Source organism: Streptomyces sp. NPDC001231 (genome assembly GCF_042896885.1).
Lineage (GTDB): Bacteria > Actinomycetota > Actinomycetes > Streptomycetales > Streptomycetaceae > Streptomyces.
In genome coordinates this window covers 186,123-207,373 of sequence record NZ_JBIAXS010000014.1, presented here as the reverse complement: position 1 = coordinate 207,373, position 21,251 = coordinate 186,123, and the positions used below count along the sequence as shown (strand labels likewise).

The 21,251-nt window shown below is 72.9% G+C and carries 15 protein-coding genes; 9 read left to right on the top strand and 6 right to left on the bottom strand.

Going from position 1 to position 21,251, the window contains the following annotated elements:
- Positions 1-161: 161 nt before the first annotated feature.
- Positions 162-611 carry a metallopeptidase family protein gene (locus ACFY3J_RS19290; protein ID WP_361412064.1) on the top strand — a complete coding sequence of 150 codons (450 nt, stop codon included), beginning with the start codon at positions 162-164 and terminating at the stop codon, positions 609-611.
- A gap of 61 nt (positions 612-672) precedes the next feature.
- Here the strand turns inward: ACFY3J_RS19290 and ACFY3J_RS19285 are convergent, their stop codons facing one another.
- The 3 genes from ACFY3J_RS19285 to ACFY3J_RS19275 all read right to left on the bottom strand — a co-directional run bounded on the left by ACFY3J_RS19285 (position 673) and on the right by ACFY3J_RS19275 (position 6,432).
- The gene (locus tag ACFY3J_RS19285; protein WP_384179159.1) at positions 673-2,214 is read right to left on the bottom strand and encodes a DUF5719 family protein; all 1,542 of its coding nucleotides are present in this window, start codon (positions 2,212-2,214) and stop codon (positions 673-675) included.
- The gene (locus ACFY3J_RS19280) at positions 2,211-5,975 is read right to left on the bottom strand and encodes a glycosyltransferase (RefSeq protein WP_390841324.1); all 3,765 of its coding nucleotides are present in this window, start codon (positions 5,973-5,975) and stop codon (positions 2,211-2,213) included. The genes ACFY3J_RS19285 and ACFY3J_RS19280 overlap by 4 nt, the downstream gene beginning before the upstream one ends.
- A 193-nt stretch (positions 5,976-6,168) precedes the next feature.
- Positions 6,169-6,432: a WhiB family transcriptional regulator gene (locus ACFY3J_RS19275; RefSeq protein WP_003975777.1), complete on the bottom strand. Its 264-nt coding sequence runs from the start codon at positions 6,430-6,432 to the stop codon at positions 6,169-6,171.
- Between the two features lie 657 nt (positions 6,433-7,089).
- Here ACFY3J_RS19275 and ACFY3J_RS19270 point away from each other — a divergent pair.
- The 4 genes from ACFY3J_RS19270 (at position 7,090) to ACFY3J_RS19255 (ending at position 11,095) form a co-directional block, all read left to right on the top strand.
- Complete coding sequence (locus tag ACFY3J_RS19270; protein WP_390841323.1) at positions 7,090-7,629, top strand: cysteine dioxygenase; 540 nt, start codon at positions 7,090-7,092, stop codon at positions 7,627-7,629.
- 100 nt (positions 7,630-7,729) lie between these two features.
- The gene (gene cofD, locus ACFY3J_RS19265) at positions 7,730-8,713 is read left to right on the top strand and encodes a 2-phospho-L-lactate transferase (protein ID WP_390841322.1); all 984 of its coding nucleotides are present in this window, start codon (positions 7,730-7,732) and stop codon (positions 8,711-8,713) included.
- Entirely contained in the window at positions 8,710-10,047 is a 1,338-nt protein-coding gene (locus ACFY3J_RS19260) for a coenzyme F420-0:L-glutamate ligase (RefSeq protein ID WP_390841321.1), read from the top strand. The genes cofD and ACFY3J_RS19260 overlap by 4 nt, the downstream gene beginning before the upstream one ends.
- A 46-nt stretch (positions 10,048-10,093) precedes the next feature.
- A complete protein-coding gene (locus ACFY3J_RS19255; protein ID WP_384179149.1) occupies positions 10,094-11,095 on the top strand; it encodes a DNA-3-methyladenine glycosylase family protein in 1,002 nt (333 codons plus the stop codon).
- Positions 11,096-11,201: 106 nt separating this feature from the next.
- Here ACFY3J_RS19255 and ACFY3J_RS19250 read toward each other — a convergent pair whose 3' ends face one another.
- Entirely contained in the window at positions 11,202-12,284 is a 1,083-nt protein-coding gene (locus ACFY3J_RS19250) for a sugar phosphate nucleotidyltransferase (protein ID WP_384179147.1), read from the bottom strand.
- A gap of 47 nt (positions 12,285-12,331) precedes the next feature.
- Complete coding sequence (locus ACFY3J_RS19245) at positions 12,332-13,666, bottom strand: peptidoglycan recognition protein (protein WP_384179145.1); 1,335 nt, start codon at positions 13,664-13,666, stop codon at positions 12,332-12,334.
- Positions 13,667-13,798: 132 nt separating this feature from the next.
- Between ACFY3J_RS19245 and ACFY3J_RS19240 the strand changes: the two genes are divergently transcribed.
- The 3 genes from ACFY3J_RS19240 (at position 13,799) to ACFY3J_RS19230 (ending at position 18,558) form a co-directional block, all read left to right on the top strand.
- Positions 13,799-14,554: a TIGR03089 family protein gene (locus ACFY3J_RS19240; protein WP_384179143.1), complete on the top strand. Its 756-nt coding sequence runs from the start codon at positions 13,799-13,801 to the stop codon at positions 14,552-14,554.
- A gap of 497 nt (positions 14,555-15,051) precedes the next feature.
- Positions 15,052-16,800: an LCP family protein gene (locus tag ACFY3J_RS19235; protein WP_384179141.1), complete on the top strand. Its 1,749-nt coding sequence runs from the start codon at positions 15,052-15,054 to the stop codon at positions 16,798-16,800.
- 93 nt (positions 16,801-16,893) lie between these two features.
- Positions 16,894-18,558, top strand: a complete 1,665-nt coding sequence (locus ACFY3J_RS19230) for an LCP family protein (RefSeq protein ID WP_390841320.1) — start codon at positions 16,894-16,896, stop codon at positions 18,556-18,558.
- Positions 18,559-18,615: 57 nt separating this feature from the next.
- On the opposite strand, the gene ACFY3J_RS19225 is transcribed toward ACFY3J_RS19230, so the two are convergent.
- On the bottom strand, positions 18,616-19,644 hold the full coding sequence (locus ACFY3J_RS19225) for a glycosyltransferase family 2 protein (RefSeq protein ID WP_390841319.1): 1,029 nt from the start codon (positions 19,642-19,644) through the stop codon (positions 18,616-18,618).
- Positions 19,645-19,769: 125 nt separating this feature from the next.
- On the opposite strand from ACFY3J_RS19225, the gene ACFY3J_RS19220 reads away from it, so the two are divergent.
- Entirely contained in the window at positions 19,770-21,251 is a 1,482-nt protein-coding gene (locus ACFY3J_RS19220; protein ID WP_390841318.1) for an LCP family protein, read from the top strand.

Genomic DNA, 21,251 nt, shown 5'->3' with positions numbered 1-21,251 from the left:
ACGGGGTCCGGCACGGGGTCCGGCACGGGGTCCGGCACGGGGTCCGGCACGGGGTCCGGCACGGGGTCCGGCACGGGGTCCGGCACGGGGTCCGGCACGGGGTCCGGGATGACGCGCGGGACCGGGCACCCGGGGACGCCGGGGACTACCCTTCACCAGTGATGGACAACCGTGTACCGCCCCGTGCCGCCGGCCCCGGGCCCCGCCGACGTGATCGCCACGGCCGGGGCATGCGCGGCCCGATCGCCCCGCCGCAGGTGCCGCTCGCCGCGAGCCGCGCCGAGGCGTTCGCGGATCTGGTGCAGGACTCCGTGGACCGGCTGGAGCGGCGCTGGCCGCAACTGGCCGACGTCGACTTCTTCGTGGTGGAGGTGCCGCGGCTGGACGGGCCGGGGCAGCCGTGGAGCGACGAGGCGGTGCCGCTCGGGGGCACGGTCGCGTCGCGTGAGGGGCGACGCGCACGCGTGGTCGTCTACCGGCGGCCGGTGGAGATCCGCACCAAGGGCCGCGACGAGCGCGCCGCCCTGGTGCACGAGATCGTCGTCGAGCAGGTGGCCGAGCTGCTGGGGCTGACCCCGGAGACGGTCGACCCCCGGTACGGCGAGGACTGACCGCCCCGGTACGGCGAGGACCGGCCCGGCCCGTCGCCGGGCCGCCCCCAGACCGCCAGGCTCACTTCTGCAGCACCGACAGGTCCTGCTCCGCGTGCGGCACCGACACCATCCCCCGGTCGTCCGGCAGCGTCTGGATCGTGAAGCCGGGGTTGCCCTCCCGCGACGCCGTGAGGGTGCGCGCCCCGTAGACCGGGCCGCCGGAGATCCGCTCCACCGTGAGCGCGTACGTCCCCTTCAGGCCGGACGGCACCGGCGGGGCGATGTCCTGGGTCGTGCCTTCCTTGATCGTGTAGGTCTTCGAGACGGCCGTGCCGCCCCCGCTGCCCGCCGACGCGGTGACCTTGACCTGTGCGGTGGCGGTGGGAGCCGTCAGCGACAGCGTCGAGCCCTTGGCACTGTTGTCGGGCGAGGTCGCCCGGGTCATGAACGGGCCGGCCGCCGGGATGAACGCCGTCTCCTGCCGGTCGCCCTTGCCCCTGAGCACCCGCAGCGCCGCGACCACGGGCACCGACCGCGAGGTCGGGGTCAGCACCAGAGACCCCGCCTCCTCGCGCGTGACCTCGCCGAGGTCGACGGCGGTCGTCATCCCGCCCTTGAGGTGAACCGTCTCGTGCCCGGCGGGCGTGATCAGCCCGGACGGGGAGGCGAGGCGCACCTTCAGGTCGGCGTCGGAGTCGGCGGGTGTGAAGGCGACCAGCCGTACGTCCGTGGCGTCCTTGGGGATGCCCGGGAGCACGAGGCTGCCCGCCGGGTCCGCGGACGCCGCCAGCCAGTCCCCGCCCAGACTGTTGTCGAGGGCCTGCACCGCCGCCCCGACCCGGCCGCTGCGCACGCTCACGTGCACCGTGAGGTCCTGCTGCGCCGAGTCGGTGAGCGTGGACAGCAGGAGCGGCTCGCTGGAGTGCGGCGCAACGGTGACGCCCTCGCCGGCGGGCGACTTCACGACGCCCTCCGCGCCGTAGAGCTCGATGTCGACGACGGCCGGGGAGTCGTCCGGGTTGGTCAGGTGGATGTAGTCGGACCGGGCGGCGGCCGTGCTCGCGCCGGGGAACCAGAACTGGGTGTCCGGTGCGGTGCAGGTCACGCCCAGCACCCCGCGGCCGGCGCCCGCGGCGACCTCGGTGGTCTGCTGCACCGTCCAGCCGGGCGCGAACTTGCCCTCGGCCGTGCCGATCAGCGCGGGCGCTTCGCCGCCCGAGGTGTCGCCGGTGACGGGTGTGCCGGGCTCCTTGGGTTCCAGGATCGACTTGGCGGTCTTGTTCTTCCCGCCGTCCTTGGTCTTGCCCGTGGAGCCGCCCTTGGCCGTGTCCTTCCCGTCCTTCCCGTCGCCCGTGTCCGACTGCTCGGTGGCGGGCATGAGCTGGGCCTTGCCCGTGCCCCCGGTGCCCGTGGTCACGGGGGTGAAGGACGTGTACGCGGTGTCGGCTATGTCGGAGGTGCTCGGCGTCGGGCACACCAGGGTCGTGCGCTCGACGGGCAGCTGCGCGGCCGCCGTGGCGGGGCCGGCGCCCGCGGCGTCCGGCGTGTCCAGCGCGGCGAATCCGGTGACGGCGGCGAGCGCGGTCACGCCGGCGATCAGGGACAGGGTCGTGCGGTTCACTGCTGGCTCCCGTCGGGGCGCTCGTTGCCGTTGCCGTGCGGGTGGTGCTGAGCCGGGTCGTACGGCTCCTCGTATCCCTGCTGGTACGTCTGGTCGTAGGGCGCCGCCGGGGTCTGGCCGCCGTAGCCGTACGGGTCGTACTGGCCGCCCTGGTACGGGTCGGCCTGGTACGCCTGGTCGTAGCCGCCCGCCGGGTACTGCTGCGGCTGGGCGCCCTGGTACTGGCCGTCGTCGTAGGCGCCGTACTCGGTCGGGGCTCCCGCGTAGGCGGTGGTGTCCCACTCGTCGTAGGACTGCTGATGCGGGACGGCGGCGGGCTCCTCGTCCGCGGCGGGAGGCGGCACGGTGCCCGGTTCCGCCGCGAACTCCTGGCGCCCGAACTCCTCCTGACCGAACCCCTCCTGACCGGCTTCGCCCTGTCCGGCCTCGTCTGCCTCGGCCTCGGCCTGGGCCCGCAGCCTGCGGGCCCGGCGGCCCTCCCCGGCGACGGCCTGGGCGGGAACGAGCTCCTCCTCCGGCAGGTCGTCGTCGACGTCGCGGCGCCGGCCGGGCAGCGCGAGCACGACGAGGAAGACGGCGAGGGCGCCCTGGGCCCACAGCCAGGCCGTGTGGGCGAACGGGTCCTCGAAGGTGACGTCCAGCTTGCCGCCGGAGGCGGGGAGCTGGAAGCCCTGGGCCCAGTCGTCGACGGTGGTGCGGGTGAGCGGCCTGCCGTCCAGGGTGGCCGTCCAGCCCGCGTCGGCGGAGTCGGCCAGTCGCAGCACGCGGCCCTCGGCCCCGGACGGGATCGTTGTGTGGATCTCGACGGGTCCGGCGGCGACGGGCTGGGCGGTGCCGGAGCCCGCGGCGGGCACGATGGCGGCGCGCGAGACCTCCTGGTTCACCCGCCACAGGGCGCTGCCGTCCTGCTGGCTGAGCCGGGTCAGGCCGGGCGTGGCGTCCAGGACGCGGCTGACGTCACGGGGCGCGCCCTTGTGGACCAGGACGTAGCGCACGGCGAAACCGCCGAGCTGGCCGGCCTGGTCGGCGCCGGAGCCGGCGACCAGGTTGGCGACGACCTTGTCCAGTTGCTTGTTCCCGCCGTTCACCGCGGCGAGTTCGGCGTCGCCCATGCGGGCGCCGGAGCCGCGTACGAGCATGTAGCCGACGTGCGCGGGCGAGTCGCTGTCGAGCACCAGGGTGCGGGCCTGGTCGCGGGTGCCGCTCTCCTCGGCGACGAACGCGGGCACCTGCACGGGGTCGCGCCGCTCCACCGGGCCGTCGGCGCCGCGGATCATCCAGCCGGCGGCGACGAGCAGGGGTCCGGCGGCCGAGGCGAAGGCGATCAGCGCGGCGACCGGCTGGCGCCAGCCGAAGCTCTGCTCGGCCACGCGCGCGCGTGCCCCGTCGGCGCCGAGCGCGGCGGCGGCGAGCAGGGCGAGGCCGTAGACGAGGGTGGCCGGGCCGGCCCAGGTGGAGCCGTTGGACAGCACGGCGAAGACGAGCGCCACCAGGGCGACCGCCCAGGCCGTCCAGATCGCGAACTGGCGCTCGGAGCGCAGCAGGGCGGCCAGCGCGGCCAGGACGATGCCGATGAGCATCAGCCCGTGCACCGTGCCGGGTCCGCCCGGGCCGGCGCCGAGCAGATCGAGAGCGGAGGCCGCCGAGGAGCCGTACTCCAGGCCGGCCTCGTGGAAGAAGCCGAACGGCAGCAGCGACAGCGACCAGGGCGCGAGGACCAGCAGCGGGGTGCCCAACTGCGCCAGGAAGCGCAGCCCGTGGGCCACGATGTCGTCGCGGCGCACGACCAGCACGCCGAGGCCGAGCAGGAGCGCGATGGGCCACACGATCGGCGTGAACGCGGTGGTGACGGTCAGCAGCAGCGCGTACGCCCAGGTGGCCCGCCAACTGCCGCGGCTGCCGGGGGCTTTGGCCAGGCCGGCGGCCGCGACTCCCGCACGGGCGATCAGCGGCAGCAGCACGGCCAGTACGGCGGTGCCGATGCGGCCGCCGGCCAGCGCGCCGGTGGTGGCCGGCAGGAAGGCGTAGGCGACGGCGCCCCAGGCGCGCAGCAGGCGGGAGGGAACCAGCGGGCGGGAGGCGAAGTACGCGGTGAATCCGGCCAGCGGTACCGAGCCGACCAGCAGGACGGTGACCGCGAGCCCGGTCGAGCCGAGCAGCAGGGAGGCGAGCGTCGCGACCATCGCCAGGTACGGAGGCGCGGACGGGGTGCCGCCCGCGCCCACCGGGTGCCAGGAGTCGAGGTAGCGCGACCACAGTTCGGAGGAGTCGGCGGGCGCGGGCAGCAGGGCGCCGCCCGCGAGCGCGCCGCCGCCGAGCAGACCGCGGCAGGCGGCCAGGGAGACGAACAGCAGCACCAGGAAGAGCACCGGGCCGGGTTTGCGGGCGATGCGCTTGAGACGGGCGAACTGCTCGATCTCCAGGAAGTCGGCGTCGTCGCCGCCGGGCCCGGACTCGATCGCGCCGCCGTGCCGGCCGGCCGAGGACGCCTCGGCGTCGGAGCCGCCCACGAGGTTGCCCGCGACCTGTTCCACCGTGACGCGGATGGTGGCGCCCGGCGGCGGGAGCAGCGCCCGCAGCTCCCCCTTGTCGATCTGCGGCTTGCCGCGTCTGCCGCGGCCCGCGATGATCCGCTCGGGCCGCAGCAGGACGCCCATCAGACCGCGGATCTCGTCGACGGCCTGCCCCGGCACCTTGCCGACGAGGTAGGCGACGGTCCGCAGCAGGGTGCCCAGGACCAGGCGCAGCAGCACCCAGGGCAGCGCTGCCGTGCTGGTGTTGACGAGCAGCGTGTAGACGGCGCCGGCCTTGTCGACCTTGTGCGGGGAGGCGGCGGTGCGGCCGACGCAGTCGACGGTGCGGCGCTCGCGGGAGGCCGCCTCGGCGTGCCGTACGACGGCTTCGGGGGCGACCAGGACACGGTGGCCGGCGGAGAGGGCACGCCAGCACAGGTCGACGTCGTCGCGCATCAGGGGGAGCCGGCGGTCGAACCCGCCCAGTTCCTCGAAGATGTCACGCCGGATCAGCATTCCGGCGGTGGACACCGACAGCACGGGCCTCACGTGGTCGTGCTGGCCCTGGTCCTGCTCGCGCCGGTCGAGGCCGGTCCAACGGCGTCCGGAGTTGGCGATGCTGACGCCCACTTCGAGGAGCTGCCTGCGGTCGTACCAGCCGCGCAGCTTGGGGCCGACCACCGCCACGTCGTCCCGGCCGAGTTCGTACTCGTTCTCCACGACGCGCAGCAGCTGGGCCAGGGCGTCGGGTTCGGGGGCGCAGTCGTCGTGCAGCAGCCACAGCCACTGCACCGGCTCCCCGTACGGCAGTTCGGGCAGGTCGTAGGTCTCGTCGCGCCAGGTGCGCGTGACGGGGTCCCAGCTGCTGGGGCGCTTGAGGTACGGCAGGTCGTCCGGGGTGAGGACCGGGGCGCTGTGGACGGCCTCCTCGACGGCCTGTCCGAAGCCGGTGCGCCGGGCGAGGTGCAGGACGCGGTCGGCGCCGAGGGCGTCGGTGACCACCTGGGCCGACTCGTCAGCGCTGCCGGTGTCGGCGGCCACGGCGTACTGCACGGGGCGCTCCTGGCCGAGCAGGCCGGCAAGCGCGTCGGGCAGCCAGCGCGCGCCGTCGTGGGAGACGAGCACGGCGGTGACGACGTGGCGCGGGTACTCCGGTGTGCCGGTCTGGTCGGACACCGTCGCGCGCGCGGGGTCGGGCACTGGGGCAGCGCCGTCGTAGTGGGCTGCCGTATGGCTGTGCACGGACATCGAGATACGGGCCCCGGTTCGGTGGACTTCGGTGGACGCCTGTGCCCGGTGGGGGCAGGGGGGCGTGTCGGACGAGCGACCACACTATCGGCTGGCCAACAAGGCGGCCCGCCGCCTGTGGATAACCCACCTGCGACGGGCCGTTCGTGACGTTTTCCGGGGGATGTGAGCGGAGCCTGCGGCGGTACGGCGGTCAGACGGCCGCCTTCTTCAGCCGGCGGCGCTCCCGCTCGGACAGGCCGCCCCAGATGCCGAAGCGCTCGTCGTTGGCGAGGGCGTACTCGAGGCACTCGGAGCGGACCTCGCAGGCGAGGCAGACCTTCTTGGCCTCGCGGGTGGAGCCGCCCTTCTCGGGGAAGAAGGACTCGGGGTCGGTCTGGGCGCACAGCGCGCGCTCCTGCCAGCCGAGTTCCTCGTCCGCGTCGTCGACCAGCAGTTGCTGCACCAGCTCGGTCATGTGCGCCCCTCGTCTGTCTTTCGCGTCCCCGTGATGCAGCCGTTATCTGTCCGGCTGAACGACACGAGTGAAATTACAAGTGTGCTGCTCCGGGCGAGTCAAGCCGAGATCTGCTATTGAGCCCCTTATTCACTCTGCGGAACCAAGGCCATACGGAAAGTGTTCAAATCGGCATAAACCCTGACACACGGCCGAGGCTCCGAAGGTCTCGCACCCCACGCGGAGCCCGCACAGGGAAGGACGCCCCGGACTTCGATCTCGTTCCGACACGCACACCGAAGCGACCTGGATCACGGTCTGATCACGGGATCGCAACGGGGCTTGCGCGCCCGGCATGAGCGCCATGTGTCCCGGTACCCACACGAGCAAACCTTTCGTCTGCGAGATGAACCGGATGAGGTGAAACATGTCCCACATTCCGGGCGCCAAGTTGACAGTGGGGGTGTGAGCCGCTTGCCTAGTGGGCATGCTCGCGAACTCGGCACTCACCACGACCCGCACCGCCGGGTCCCTCGGTGCTGCCCACGCTCGCTGCAGCTGTCGCTGTTGCGGCTGTTGAGCCCCCGCGCGTCACGCGTGCTCCAGCCGTCGTCCGGACCTTTTCGGCCGGGCCCCTGTTCCCTCTGACCTTCTTTCACCGAGGAACCTCCCACCCTCATGAACAGCGACAGTGACCTCCAGATCGCCGGCGACCTCCTCGACGTCCCGCACCTGCTCCAGGCCCCCCGCGAACACCCCTCCACCGTGGCCGAGTTCGTCGGCCTGGCCCGCTCCCTCGCCGCCGACCGCGCCCAGTGGGCGCACCTCGTCCGCTACGACGCGACGACCCGCTGGTACCACCGGCTGCGCACCGGCCCGGGCTACGAGGTGTGGCTGCTGTCCTGGGTGCCCGGACAGGGCAGCGGACTGCACGACCACGGCCCCTCCTCCGGCGTGCTCACGGTCCTGGACGGCGAGCTGACCGAGCGCACCGCGCGGGGCACGCGCGCGCTGGGCGCGGGCGCGCAGCGCGTGTTCGCACCCGGCTACGCGCACGAGGTCGTCAACGACACACTGGAGCCGGCGGTCAGCCTGCACGTGTACTTCCCCGGCCTGACCGAGATGCCCATGCACGCCCGGTCCTCGACCGCGGCGGCCCACACCGCCGCCCAGTGCGCGGGGGTCCTCCCCGGCCCGGCGGGCGCGGCCGGAGCCTGAGCCGCCGGCGAGGGACGTGTCCCTTGTCCACAGGCCGCTGTCCACAGGCCGCTGTCCACAGGCCGCAACGAGTCGGCCCGGCGGCTGACACACTGTGTCCATGCGGATTGTGGTTCTGGCAGGCGGCATCGGTGGTGCCCGGTTCCTGCGCGGCCTGAAGCGGGCCGTGCCGGACGCGGACGTCACGGTCATCGGCAACACCGGCGACGACATCCACCTCTTCGGGCTGAAGATCTGCCCGGACCTGGACACGGTGATGTACACGCTCGGCGGCGGCATCGACGAGGAGCAGGGCTGGGGCCGGACCGACGAGACCTTCCATCTCAAGGAGGAACTCGCGGCGTACGGCGTCGGACCGGACTGGTTCGGTCTGGGCGACCGCGACTTCGCCACGCACATCGTGCGCACTCAGATGATCGGCGCCGGGTATCCGCTCAGCGCGGTGACCGAGGCGCTGTGCGACCGGTGGAAGCCGGGGGTGCGGCTGATCCCGATGACCGACGACCGGGTGGAGACGCATGTCGCGGTCACGCTGCCCGACAGCGGCGCCGCCCCGGGCCCCGGCGAGCGCAAGGCCGTCCACTTCCAGGAGTACTGGGTGCGGCTGCGGGCCTCGGTACCGGCGGAAGCCGTGGTGCCGGTCGGCGCGGAACAGGCCAAGCCGGCGCCCGGCGTGCTGGAGGCGATCGCCCAGGCCGACGTGATCCTCTTCCCTCCCTCCAACCCCGTCGTCTCCATCGGCACCATCCTCGCGGTGCCCGGCATCCGGGAGGCCATCGCCGACACAGGGGTACCGGTGATCGGTCTGTCCCCCATCGTCGGGGACGCGCCCGTGCGCGGCATGGCCGACAAGGTCCTCGCCGCGGTCGGCGTGGAGTCCACGGCCGCGGCGGTGGCCGAGCACTACGGCTCGGGGCTGCTGGACGGCTGGCTCGTCGACACGGTCGACGAGGCCTCGGTCGAGCGGGTCGAGACCGCGGGCATCCGGTGCAGGGCGGTGCCGCTGATGATGACCGACGTCGACGCCGCCGCCCGGATGGCGGGCGAGGCGCTCGCGCTGGCCGAGGAGGTGCGCGGAGCATGAACGGCACGACGGAGGAGTCACCGGCCGCCGCCCCGGAGTTCCGGGTCTGGGCGGTGCCCGGGATCCCCGAGGTCGCGCAGGGGGACGAGCTGGCCAAGCTGATCGCCGGCGCGGAGCCCGGACTGGCCGACGGGGACGTGCTGCTCGTCACCTCGAAGATCGTCTCCAAGGCCGAGGGCCGGCTGGTCCGGGCGGCCGACCGGGAGGCCGCGATCGACGCCGAGACCGTACGGGTCGTGGCCCGGCGCGGAGCGCTGCGGATCGTGCAGAACCGGCAGGGGCACATCATGGCGGCCGCCGGAGTCGACGCGTCCAACACCCCTCCCGGCACGGTGCTGTTGCTCCCGGAGGATCCGGACGCGTCCGCGCGCGCGATCCGGGACGGGCTGCGCGACGCCCTCGGCGTCACCGTCGGAGTGCTCGTCACCGACACCTTCGGGCGGCCCTGGCGCGCGGGGCTCACCGACGTCGCCATCGGCGCCGCGGGCGTACGCGTGCTGGACGATCTGCGCGGCGGCGCGGACGCGCACGGCAACCCGCTGAACGCCACCGTCGTCGCCACCGCCGACGAACTCGCCGCCGCGGGCGACCTGGTCAAGGGCAAGGCCGCCGGGCTGCCGGTCGCCGTGGTGCGCGGGCTGCGGCATGTGGTGGTCGAGGAGAACGGTGAGGACGGGGGAGGAGCGCGGGTCATGGTGCGTGACGCGCGCGACGACATGTTCCGGCTGGGGACCTCCGAGGCCGTGCGGGAGGCGGTGACCCAGCGGCGTACCGTGCGGTCCTTCACCGACGAGCCCGTCGATCCCGGCGCGGTACGGCGGGCGGTGGCCGCGGCGGTGACCGCGCCCGCGCCGCACCACACCACGCCGTGGCGGTTCGTGCTCCTCGAGTCCGCGCAGTCGCGCGCCCGGCTGCTCGACGCGATGCGGGAGGCCTGGACCGCGGACCTGCGGCGGGACGGAAAGAGCGAGGAGTCGATCGCCCGGCGGATCCGGCGCGGGGACGTGCTGCGCAACGCGCCGTACCTCGTGGTGCCGTGCCTCGTCATGGACGGCTCGCACGAGTACGGCGACGAGCGGCGGGACGGCGCCGAGCGGGAGATGTTCGTGGTCGCCGCCGGGGCCGGGGTGCAGAACTTCCTGGTCGCGCTGGCCGGCGAGCGGCTCGGCTCGGCGTGGGTGTCCTCGACGATGTTCTGCCGGGACGTGGTGCGCGAGGTGCTGGGGCTGCCCGCGGACTGGGATCCGATGGGGGCGGTCGCCGTCGGGCATCCGGCGGAGCAGCCGAAGCCGCGGCCGGAGCGGGACGCGGGGGCGTTCGTCGTCTCCCTGTGACCGCATAGGCTCGTACGGCACCTCAAGGCAACCCTGGATCTCATTCGTGGCAGGACGATTCGCTCCGCGGCCCCCGCGTCCCACCGTGCGCGGTGGGCAGGCCGGCGCGCCCGCGGCCGTGCCCCGGCAGGCCGCCGCGCCGGGGCGGGTCCGCACCTGGGTGCCGGACGGGCCGCTGGACCTGGGGCTCGTGCTCGGACCGCTGCGGCGGGGGCAGGGCGATCCCACGTTCCGGGCGATGCCCGACGGTTCGGTGTGGCGCACCGGCCGCACACCGCTCGGGCCCGGGACGCTGCGCGTGTCCGCTCATGGCGGGACGGTGCGCGGTGAGGCGTGGGGACCGGGCGGCGAATGGCTGCTGGAGCAGCTGCCCCAGTTGCTCGGGGCCGCCGACGACCCGTCCGCGTTCGTACCGCGGCACCGGCTGCTCGCGCTGACCCGGCACCGGCGGCCGGGGTTGCGGCTGACCCGGACCGGCCTGGTGCTGGAGTCGCTGATCCCGTCGGTCCTGGAACAGAAGGTGACGACGGTCGAGGCGTACGCGGCCTGGCGGATGCTGGTGCGCACGTACGGGGAGCCGGCGCCCGGACCCGCCCCGGGACGTATGTACGTCATGCCGGCGCCGCGGACATGGGCGCTGATCCCGTCGTGGGAGTGGCACCGGGCCGGGGTCGACGACAAGCGGGCGTCGACCGTGCTGCGGGCGGTGCGGGTCGCCGCGCGGCTGGAGGAGGCGGCGCGGATGCCTCCGGAGCGGGCGCGGGAGCGGCTGGAGCTGGTGCCCGGCATCGGACCGTGGACGTCGGCGGAGACGGTGCAGCGCAGTCATGGCGCGGCGGACGCCGTGACGGTCGGCGATCTGCATCTGCCGGGCATCGTGGGGTGGGCGCTGGCCGGGGACCGGAACGCGGACGACGCGCAGATGCTGCGTCTGCTGGAGCCGTACGCCGGGCAGCGGCATCGGGCGGCCCGGCTGATCCTGCTGAGCGGGCGGGTGCCGCCCCGGCGGGCGCCGCGGATGCCGAAGGGCGACATCGGGCGCCTTTGAGCCGGGACTCCCGCCCGCGTCGACAGGCTCGCGCGGTGGGGTCGACGCGGGGCGGGCCGGCTCACCGCGCTCTCGGTTTCGTACCCGGTCCCGCCCACCCGGCCGGCTACTGGTCCGAGGAGAACCTCACGGACCCGGCCGGGATTCTCGCGTCGCACCACACTCTCGCGCCGTTTCTGAGCTCGTTGTCGGCGCCGACCACCGCGCCGTCGCCGATGACCGTGCCGTTGAGGACGGAGCGTGTGCCGACGCGGGCACGGCTGCCGATGAGGGAGTCGGTGACGACGGCACCGGGCTCGATGACGGCACCGGGCAGGATCGCGCTGCCGAACACCCGCGCGCCCTCGGCGACGAACGCGCCCTCGCCCACCACCGTGCCGCCGGTCAGCTTGGCGCCGGGGGCGACGACCGCCGTGGGCAGGATCAGGCGGTCGCCGCAGCGACCGGGTACGGCCGGGGAGGGCGCGCGGCCGAGGACCAGGTCCGCGGAGCCGCGCACGAAGGCGGCCGGGGTGCCCAGGTCCAGCCAGTAGGTGGAGTCGACCATGCCCTGCAAGTGGGCGCCCGCCGCGAGCAGTTCGGGGAACGTCTCCCGTTCCACCGACACCGGGCGGCCCTGCGGGATCGTGTCGATGAGCGAGCGCCGGAAGACGTACGCCCCCGCGTTGATCTGGTCGGTGACGATCTCCTCGGGGGTCTGCGGCTTCTCCAGGAAGGCCAGGACGCGGCCGGTTCCGTCGGTGGGGACCAGGCCGTAGGCGCGGGGGTCCGGCACCTTCGTCAGGTGCAGGGAGACGTCCGCGCCCGTGGTCTCGTGGGTGCGCACCAGGGCCTGGATGTCCAGCCCGGTCAGGATGTCGCCGTTGAAGATGAGCACCGGCTCGTCGGGGCCGGAGCGCAGGCGCGAGGCGACGTTGCGGATGGCGCCGCCCGTACCCAGGGGCTCCTCCTCCGTCACGTACTCCAGGTGGAGTCCGAGCGAGGAGCCGTCGCCGAAGTACGGCTCGAAGACCTCGGCCAGATAGGAGGTGGCGAGCACGACGTGCTCGACGCCCGCCGCTCTCGCCCGCGCCAGCTGGTGGGTGAGGAACGGCACTCCCGCCGCCCGCACCATCGGCTTCGGCGTGTGCACCGTGAGGGGGCGCAGCCGCGTGCCCTTGCCGCCGACCAGGAGGATCGCTTCTGTCACCTGTCGTCTCCGCTTCCTGTTCGTCCTCGGTCCGTCCTCGTCCGTCCTCAGCGGCCCTGGTAGCGCGCCGCGGCCGAGCGGGCCGTGGCGAGCTTGCCGTAGAGCTGCTGTCCCGGGCAGTCGGTGGCAAAGCCGTCCCGGTGGCCGGAGATCACGTTCAGGCGTACGCTCTTTCCTTTTTGGTAGAGGTTGCCACCGCCGGAGGTCAGATATGTCTTTCCGCGCGGATTCATCCCGTAGAGCCCGAGCTTCCACGCGGTCAGCCGTGCGACGGCCGTCACCGCGGCCGAGGAGGGCTTGGACGTGCCGTAGGTGCCGATGACGGCGATCCCCGCGCTGTTGCTGTTGAACCCCATGGTGTGGGCGCCCAGTACGGGCTTCGCCACACCGCCGGCCCGGCCCTCGTAGATGGTCCCGCACTTGTCGATCAGGAAGTTGTAGCCGACGTCGCGCCAGCCCATGCTCTTGACGTGGTAGCGGTAGATGGCGCGGATCACCGCCGGAGTCTGCGCGCAGCTGTAGTTGTTGCCGGAGGCGGTGTGGTGCACGAACGCCACCTTGACCTTCTTGCTGTAGACGAAGCCCCGCTCGCGCAGGGACTCGTCCGCGCCCCAGCCGCGGCGGGTGACGATACCCGGGCGCGGTCCGACGTGGGGCTGCGCGCGCCGGTCCGCCGTGGGCTCGCCGCCGGGCGGGGCGGGCAACTCGCGCCCGGTGTCCTCGCGATCGAGCGCGGGGAGCTCGACGGCGCCGACCGCGGAGCCCCGCGCCGCGGGCCGTGGGCCGGGGCCGGCGGTTCCGGGATCGACGAGTTCCAGGCGCAGGCCCGAGGGCAGCGGGACCGGCCGGGCGGCCGGGTCACGGCTCCCGGCATCGGCGCGGACGCGCACGTCGACGCCGTCGCAGTCGCCCACCCACAGCGGCGAGGTGGCGCCGCGCACGTGCCCGGAGGTGCGTTCGGCCGTGCCGGGGTCGGCGCCGTGGTCGGCGTTGTGGGTGTCGATGTCCTGCCAGCCGGACCAGACGCCGGTGGCGGCGGAGCGGGTGCGGATCCGGACGCTGCCGTGCAACTCGGTGTCCGGGTCGTCCCAGACGACGCCGACCAGGGAGAAGTGGCGGACGTCCGTGCGGCGCAGGCCCTGTTCGAGGGCGGCACCGTGGTTGGGGCCGGGGCCGGGGCCGGGGCCGGGGTCGCGGGTGAGCGGGGCGAGGGGCAGGGACCGGGTGCTGCCGGGGACGGCTGCCGACCCGGTCGCCGACGCCGGCTCCGCGCTCGCCCGACCTCCCGTCAGGCCGGGTGCGAGGGTGAGGGCAGCCGTGCACGTGACACCGATCGCGCACGCAAGGAATCCGTATCGACGCATGCCGCAGATCCTGGACATGGTCAGACAAACCTGTCCATCGGGGACTTGACGGTCCGTCGGCTGCCGTTGCGCCGAACCGGTGGCCCGGCACTCACCCGCACGTGGCCAACCACGCGGCGGGCAGGGCCGGCGCCGCGTACGCTTGCGCGGGTGAACGCCACCGAACGCACCCCTGCCGACCTGCTGCGTTCCGCGCTCGCCGCGGATCCCGGACGCCCGCTGGTGACCTTCTACGACGACGCCACCGGCGAACGCGTCGAATTGTCCGTGGCCACCTTCTCCAATTGGGTGGCCAAGACCGCGAACCTCCTCCAGGGGGACCTCGGCGCCGGACCCGGCGACCGGGTCGCGCTCATGCTGCCGGCGCACTGGCAGACGGCCGTGTGGCTGCTGGCGTGCGCGTCGGTGGGCGCGGTGGCGGACGTCGACGGGAATGCGGGCGTCGCCGATGTCGTGGTCAGCGGACCGGACACGCTGGACGCGGCCCGCGCGTGCTCCGGGGAGCGGGTGGCGCTGGCGCTGCGGCCGCTGGGCGGGCGGTTCCCGCAACCGCCGGAGGGTTTCCTGGACTACGCCGTCGAGGTGCCGGGGCAGGGCGACGTGTTCGCGCCCTTCGCGCCGGTGGACCCGGAGGAGCCGGCGCTGATCGTGGCCGGGGCCGAGTACACGGCGGCGGAAGTCGTGGAGCGGGCCCGCGGCGACGCCCCGGAGCTGAACCTGACCGGGCCGGCCTCCCGCCTGCTGTCGGCGCTGCCGTACGACACCTGGGAGGGCCTCAGCGCCGGCCTGTACGCGCCGCTCACCGCCGGCGCCTCGGTCGTCCTGTGCCGCAACCTCGACCGCCTGCCCGAGGACACCCTGGCGAAGCGCATCGAGTCCGAGCGGGTCACGGCCACGGCCAGATGACGCGACCGGGCTCCGAGCCCGGATCTCCGCGCAACACGCTCGCCCCGAATCCCGCGGAATGCGGGATTCGGGGCGAACGGCGCGAATTCGGCCGCCGCGGATTCGGATTCCGGACCCGAAAGGGATTCGTCTGCGCAGTCGTGCGACTACGGTGGGTATTTTCCGGGGGTTGTGCACGACGCGGCGCGCGCCCCGGCGATCCGCGGCTCGCACCCTGGCCCACGACGTCGTTCCGCGACGACACGGCCAACTTGGGGGCCCCTGCGGGTAAAGCCACGGCCAAAGGCGAACTTTTGTCCAAGGAAATGGGCGGATTGCCCCCTTGTAGGGAAGTGGAATTTGTCACCAGCGTCGCTCGATGTTGAATCTGCCGGATAGTGTGAGCGATCCGGTGCGACTGGCCGCGAGGTCTTCCTGGGGTCGCGCACTATGCGAAGCAGACCTGGCGCCAAGAGGGGCAAGGCGCCGCGTGGCCCCGACGGAGGATTCGGACAACCGTGGACGCGCAAGGCCGTGGGCGGGCGGACAATGTCGACCCCGCAGACCAGTGGGTGCTCAATCCGGACACCGGCGAATACGAACTGCAACTGACCCCTTCCGCTCCGCAGTCGGCGGTACCGGGTCCCCGTCGGCCCTCCTCCCGCAGAGCCGGAGGCACGGCGACCGGGCAGCGCCCGGCGGCGCCCGGACGGCAGCAGACCCGCGAGGCCGCCCCCTCCGAGACCGTGCCCACCCCGCGTCGGCGCCGGGCGGCGCCGCCGGAGGAGCCGCCCGGGCGGCGGGGACGCCGGCCGGAGAAGAAGTCGAAGACCAAGAAGGTCCTGATGTGGACCGGCGGCACCATGGCGCTCGTCCTGATCGGCGTCGGCACGGCCGGCTACCTGGTCCTCAAGCACCTCGAGGGCAACGTCACCACCACCGACGTGGGCAGCGCGGCCAAGAACGGCTTCAGCAAGGACGAAGCCTTCAACATACTCATCATCGGCACCGACAAGCGCACCGGCGCCGGCAACGAGGGCTACGGCGACAAGGGCAGCGTGGGCCACGCCGACACCAACGTCCTGCTGCACGTCGCCAAGGACCGTACGAACGCGACCGCGTTGAGCATCCCGCGCGACCTGATCGCGAACGTGCCGGACTGTCCGACCAAGCAGCCCGACGGCAGCACGAAGGTCGTCCCTGGAACGGCCGGCGTCCGCTTCAACACGAGCCTCGGCCAGGACGGCCGCGACCCGGGCTGCACCATGCGCACGGTCAAAGAGGTCACCGGCATTCAGCCCGACCACTTCATGATGGCCGACTTCAACGCGGTCAAGACGCTGACGACGGCGGTCGGCGGAGTCGACGTGTGCCTCAAGCACGCGGTGAAGGACAAGGACTCGCACCTGGACCTGCCCGCCGGCGAGTCCACCGTCGAGGGTGAACAGGCCCTGGCCTTCGTCCGTACCCGGCACGCCTGGGGCAACAAGGGCGACCTGGACCGCATCAAGGTGCAGCAGCAGTTCCTCAGCTCGCTGATGCGCAAGATGGCCTCCGGTGACACGCTCACCGACCCGACCAAGCTGTACAAGCTGGCGAACGCGGCCACCAAGGCCCTGACCGTCGACAAGGGCATCGGCAAGGGCACCACCCTCATGGAGGTGGCGCAGGAGTTGCAGAAGGTGCCGCCGAAGAACATCACCTTCCTGACCATGCCGGTGGTCGACAACCCGGCCGAAAAGGTCCACGCGACAGTCGTCGTCGACAAGAACACGGCCCCCCAGGTCTTCGACGCCATCAACAACGACGTCTCCTTCACCGAGGTGAAGAAAAAGAAGAAGGCCGACAAGAGCGCCGAGGCCGCCCGTCTCAAGGGCACCCAGTCCGAGGCCTCCGAGGTGCGGGTCCGGGTCTTCAACGGAGGGGCCGCCGGCGGTGCCGCCCAGGAGACCGTCAGCTGGCTGCAGACCTCCGTGGGCGTGCTCAAGTCGGAGAACGCGGCCAACGCACCCGAGGACATCGCCAAGACCACGCTCGAGTACGCGCCCGACCAGGCTCCGCAGGCCCGTAAGCTCGCCGCGCTCATGGGACTGTCCGGGGCCGCGCTGAAGCCGGGCAAGAGCTTCACCAACTCCCAGGGGATGCCCACGATGACGCTGACCCTGGGCAAGGACTTCAAGGGTGCCGGTGTGCCGCTCACGCCGCCGACGAAGGCCCCGGAGGTCGAAGGGAAGTCCACGGCGGACAAGGTCGAATGCGCAAGTTGAGCGCACAGCACCACCTTATGGGCCTGTCATGCGTCTAACCCGGCGCACGACAGGCCTGTTTCATGGCATGGCACCAGGGTGGGAGGACGGGGAGTGACGCAGAGCAGTCTGCGCGGGGAGGGGTCGGCGGTCGAGGAAGCGATACCTCCCGCGCCGCGCAAGGGCAACGCATCGGACGGCCGCGGCCGGCACGGCGGAGGAGGACGCGGCGGGAAGGAGCGCGATACCAAGGGCAGAGGCCCCGCGCGGCGCGTACTGCGCTGGTCGGCCATGGTGCTCGCGCTGGTCGTACTCGGCACGGCCGGCGCCGGATACCTCTACTACCAGCACCTGAACGGCAATATCCGCAAGGGCCAGCGCAGCAGCGGTGACTCCAAGGCGCAGAGGTCGAGGCCCAACTCGGCCGGCCAGACACCCATGAACATCCTGCTGATCGGCTCCGACAGCCGTAACTCCGACGCGAACGTCGCGCTGGGCGGCAGCCGTGACAACCGCGGCACCCCGCCGCGGGGCGATGTGCAGATGCTCATCCACCTGGCCGCGGACCGCAAGAGCGCCGCCGTGGTGAGCATCCCGCGGGACACCCGGGTCGACATCCCCAAGTGCACCGACCCCGGCACCGGCAAGGTCTATCCGCCCGTCAACGAGATCATCAACGAGTCGCTGGCCCGCGGCGGCGCCGGCTGCACGCTCGCCACCTGGGAGAGCCTCACCGGTGTGTACATCGACCACTGGATGACGATCGACTTCGCGGGCGTGGTGAAGATGGCGGACGCCATCGGCGGCGTAGAGGTCTGTGTGAAGCAGAACGTGTGGGACCGCCCCACGCCCCTGGCGCCCGGGGGCTCCGGCCTGAAGCTGACGGCGGGCAAGCACAAGGTCAAGGGCAAACAGGCCCTCCAGTGGCTGCGGACCCGGCACGCCTGGGGCAGCGACCTGCTGCGGGCCAGGGCCCAGCACATGTACATGAACTCGATGATCCGCACCCTGCGGAACCAGAACGTCTTCACCGACTCCGGCCGGCTGATGGGCCTCGCGGAGGCGGCCACGAAGTCGCTCCAGGTATCCGAGGAGATCGGCACCGTCGAGAAGCTGTACCACCTGGCCATGCAGCTCAAGACGGTCCCCACCGACCGCATCACCATGACGACGATGCCCAATGTCGCCGACCCGCAGAACGCCAACCACGTCGTCCCGGACGGCGCCGGCGCCACGAAGGTGTGGAAGATGCTCCGCGACGACGTGCCCTTCGACGACAAGGGCCCGGCGCCGGACGCGAAGAACGCGAAGAACGCGAAGAAGAGTACGGGCGAGAGCGCGGCGGACAGGACTCCCTCGGTCGCGGCCGACCGGCTGGGCGTCCTGGTGCAGAACGGCACCCGCACCGCCACACAGGCCCCGGTCGGCGGCCGGGCGCGCGAGATCGGCCAGGAACTGGCGGGCAAGGGCTTCACGCGGGCCACCGCCGACACCTCGGCGGCGCTGTCGGAGGAGGAGACGCTCGTGCGCTACCCGAGCGCGGACCTGGAGGGCGACGCGCAGAGCGTCGCCAAGGCCCTCGGGATTCCGCTGAGTTCGGTGCGGAAGTCGACCGACGTCTCCGGTGTCACCGTCGTCGTCGGCGCCGACTGGCGTACGGGGAGCACCTATCCGAAGGAGGCCACCCCGAAGGCCGGCGACCTGCCCGACAACTCCGACGCCATCAACGGCTCGGACGAGAGCCAGTGCATGGACGTGTACGCGCCCTACCGCTGGTAGCGCGAGCAGGGCCCCTCTCCAGCGGAGAGGGGCCCTGAGAACGCTCGGCGCGAACGCTCAGTCGGCGGCGGGAACCGCCGGCCTCCGGGCGGCGATGACCTTCCTGGCCAGCGACTTGGGACTGGTCAGGAAACCCCAGCCCCAGGACATGTGCATGGTGGCCAGGGCGACCGGGATGCGCAGCCGTGCCGCCAGGGGAAGGCCCTTGCCCGCGGGGACCGATCCGGCGGCGATCGCCGCCAGGTAGCCACCGGGGACCACCAGGGCCCACGGGGTCAGGGCCGCGCCCACCACGATCCCGGCCGCGATGGCGCACACCGCGGCCGGCGGGGCGAGGTAGCGCAGGTTGATGGAACCCTGGTGGTAGCGGGCGACGACGTGCCGCCAGCGGCCGTAGTCCTTGTACTGCCTGGCGAGGGCCTTGACGTTCGGGCGGGGCCGGTAGGACACCCGCAGCTCGGGCGAGAACCAGATCAGGCCGCCCGCCTCGCGGATGCGGAAGTTGAGCTCCCAGTCCTGGGCGCGGATGAACTCCTCGTTGTAGCCGCCCTGTTGCTCCAGGGCCGAGCGGCGGAAGACGCCCAGGTACACCGTTTCGGCCGGGCCGGCCTGGCCGCCGGTGTGGAAGGCGGCGTTGCCCACCCCGACCTTCGAGGTCATCGCGGCGGCGACGGCGTGCTCCCAGGCGTTCTCGCCCTCGGCGTGCATGATGCCGCCCACGTTCTGCGCCCCGGTCTCCTCCAGGAGCCGTACCGCGGTGGCTATGTAGTCCGGCGAGAGCATCCCGTGGCCGTCGACACGGACCACGATCGGATGGCGGGATGCCTTGATCGCGGCGTTGAGCGCGGCGGGGGTGCGGCCGGTGGGGTTCGGGACCGTGTGCACGCGCGGGTCCTCGGCAACGAGTTCGGCGGCGATCTCGTCCGTGCGGTCCGCGGACGGACCGAGGGCGATCACGACCTCCATCTCGCCGCCGTACTCCTGCGCGAGGATCGCTTCGACGGCTCCGCGCAGGTGCCGTTCCTCGTTGAGGACGGGCATGATCACAGAAACGGCGGGGAGCCGCACGTCGGGCTTGGCGTTCATCGGTGCTCACGTTACCGCGAACGGGGGACACCGGTGCGCGCCGTGGGGATCACTGCGCCGGTCAGCAGATCGTATGGCCCTACGGTGCTCACGGTGCCCACCCACGCCCATGCGGAGGTGTCCCCATGCCCCCCACGCCGTCCCGGCCCCGCCCGCGGCCACCGCGTGCCCCGCAGCGCCGTGCCGCACCGCCGCGGCCGGCCCGGGTCCCGTACGCGTCCGCACCGCGCCGGAGGCCGCGCTGGGCCATGCGGGCGGCGACCACGCTGTCGGTGGTGGTGCTCGCCTCCGCCGGGATCGGGCACGCGGTGGTCTCCAGCCTGGACGCGGACATCGCCCGGGTCGACCCCTTCAAGGACATGAAGAACCGCCCCCGGGCGGGCCACGGCATGAACGTCCTGCTGGTCGGCACCGACGGCAGGGACCGCATCAGCGAGCGGGAGCGGCGCCAGTACCGGCTGGGCGGCCAGGCCTGCCACTGCACCGACACGATGATGATCGTGCATGTGTCGCAGGACCGGCAGCGGGCCAGCGTGGTGAGCCTGCCCCGGGACTCCTACGCCGAGCTGCCCGGTCACGTCGACCAGAACACGGGCCGGCGGCACGGGCCGCACCCCGTCAAGCTCAACGCGGCGTACGCCGAGGGCGGCCCCCACCTGACCGTGCGCACGGTCGAGGACCTGACCCAACTGAAGATCGACCACTATCTCGAGGTGGACTTCACCACTTTCATGAGGACCGTGGACGTCCTCGGCGGGGTGCAGATCTGCACCTCCGAACCGATGAAGGACAGCTACTCCGGCCTGGACCTGGCGGCCGGCACGCACACGCTCTCCGGCGGCCAGGCACTCCAGTACGTCCGCTCGCGGCACGTCGACGGGGCCAGCGACCTCGGCCGGATGAAGCGCCAGCAGCGGTTCCTGGCCGCCCTGATCGAGCGGGCGACCTCCTCCCAGGTGCTGCTGAACCCCATGAAGTTCCGGAACGTGGCGTTGACCGTGCTGGGCTCGGTACGGGCGGACCAGGGTTTCCACACCGACGAGCTGCTGGACCTCGGGCGGGCGATGCGCAGCTTCTCCCCGTCGTCCTCGGAGTTCGCCACCGTCCCGATCGCGCAGCCGTCCTATCCCGTCAACGGCGTCGGCTCGACGGTGAAGTGGGACCGGGCCAAGGCCGACCGGCTCTTCCGGGCGCTGCGGGAGGACCGGCCGCTGACCGTGCGGCGGCCGCGGCAGGCGGACCCTTCGGTGACCGTGCAGGTCGCCCCGCAGCAGATCCGTGTCCAGGTGGAGAACGGCACCGGCGCGGCCGGGCTCGGCAAGCAGGTGGACCAGGCGCTGGCGGCGGCCGGGTTCCGTACGACGGGGGCGCCCGCGGACGCCAAGGAGCCCACCGTGCGGCGGACCGTCGTGCTCTACGACCCCCGGTGGGACCGGTCGGCGAACTCGCTCGCCGCGGCGCTGCCGGGCAGTGAGCTGCGGGCCGTGCCGGGGCAGGGGGCCATGCTCAAGGTGGTCGCGGGAAGCGACTACCGGCAGGTGCGCCAGGTGCGGGTGGAGCAGGGTGCCGCCGCGGTCGTGACGGGCGACGAGGTGCTGTGCGGCTGA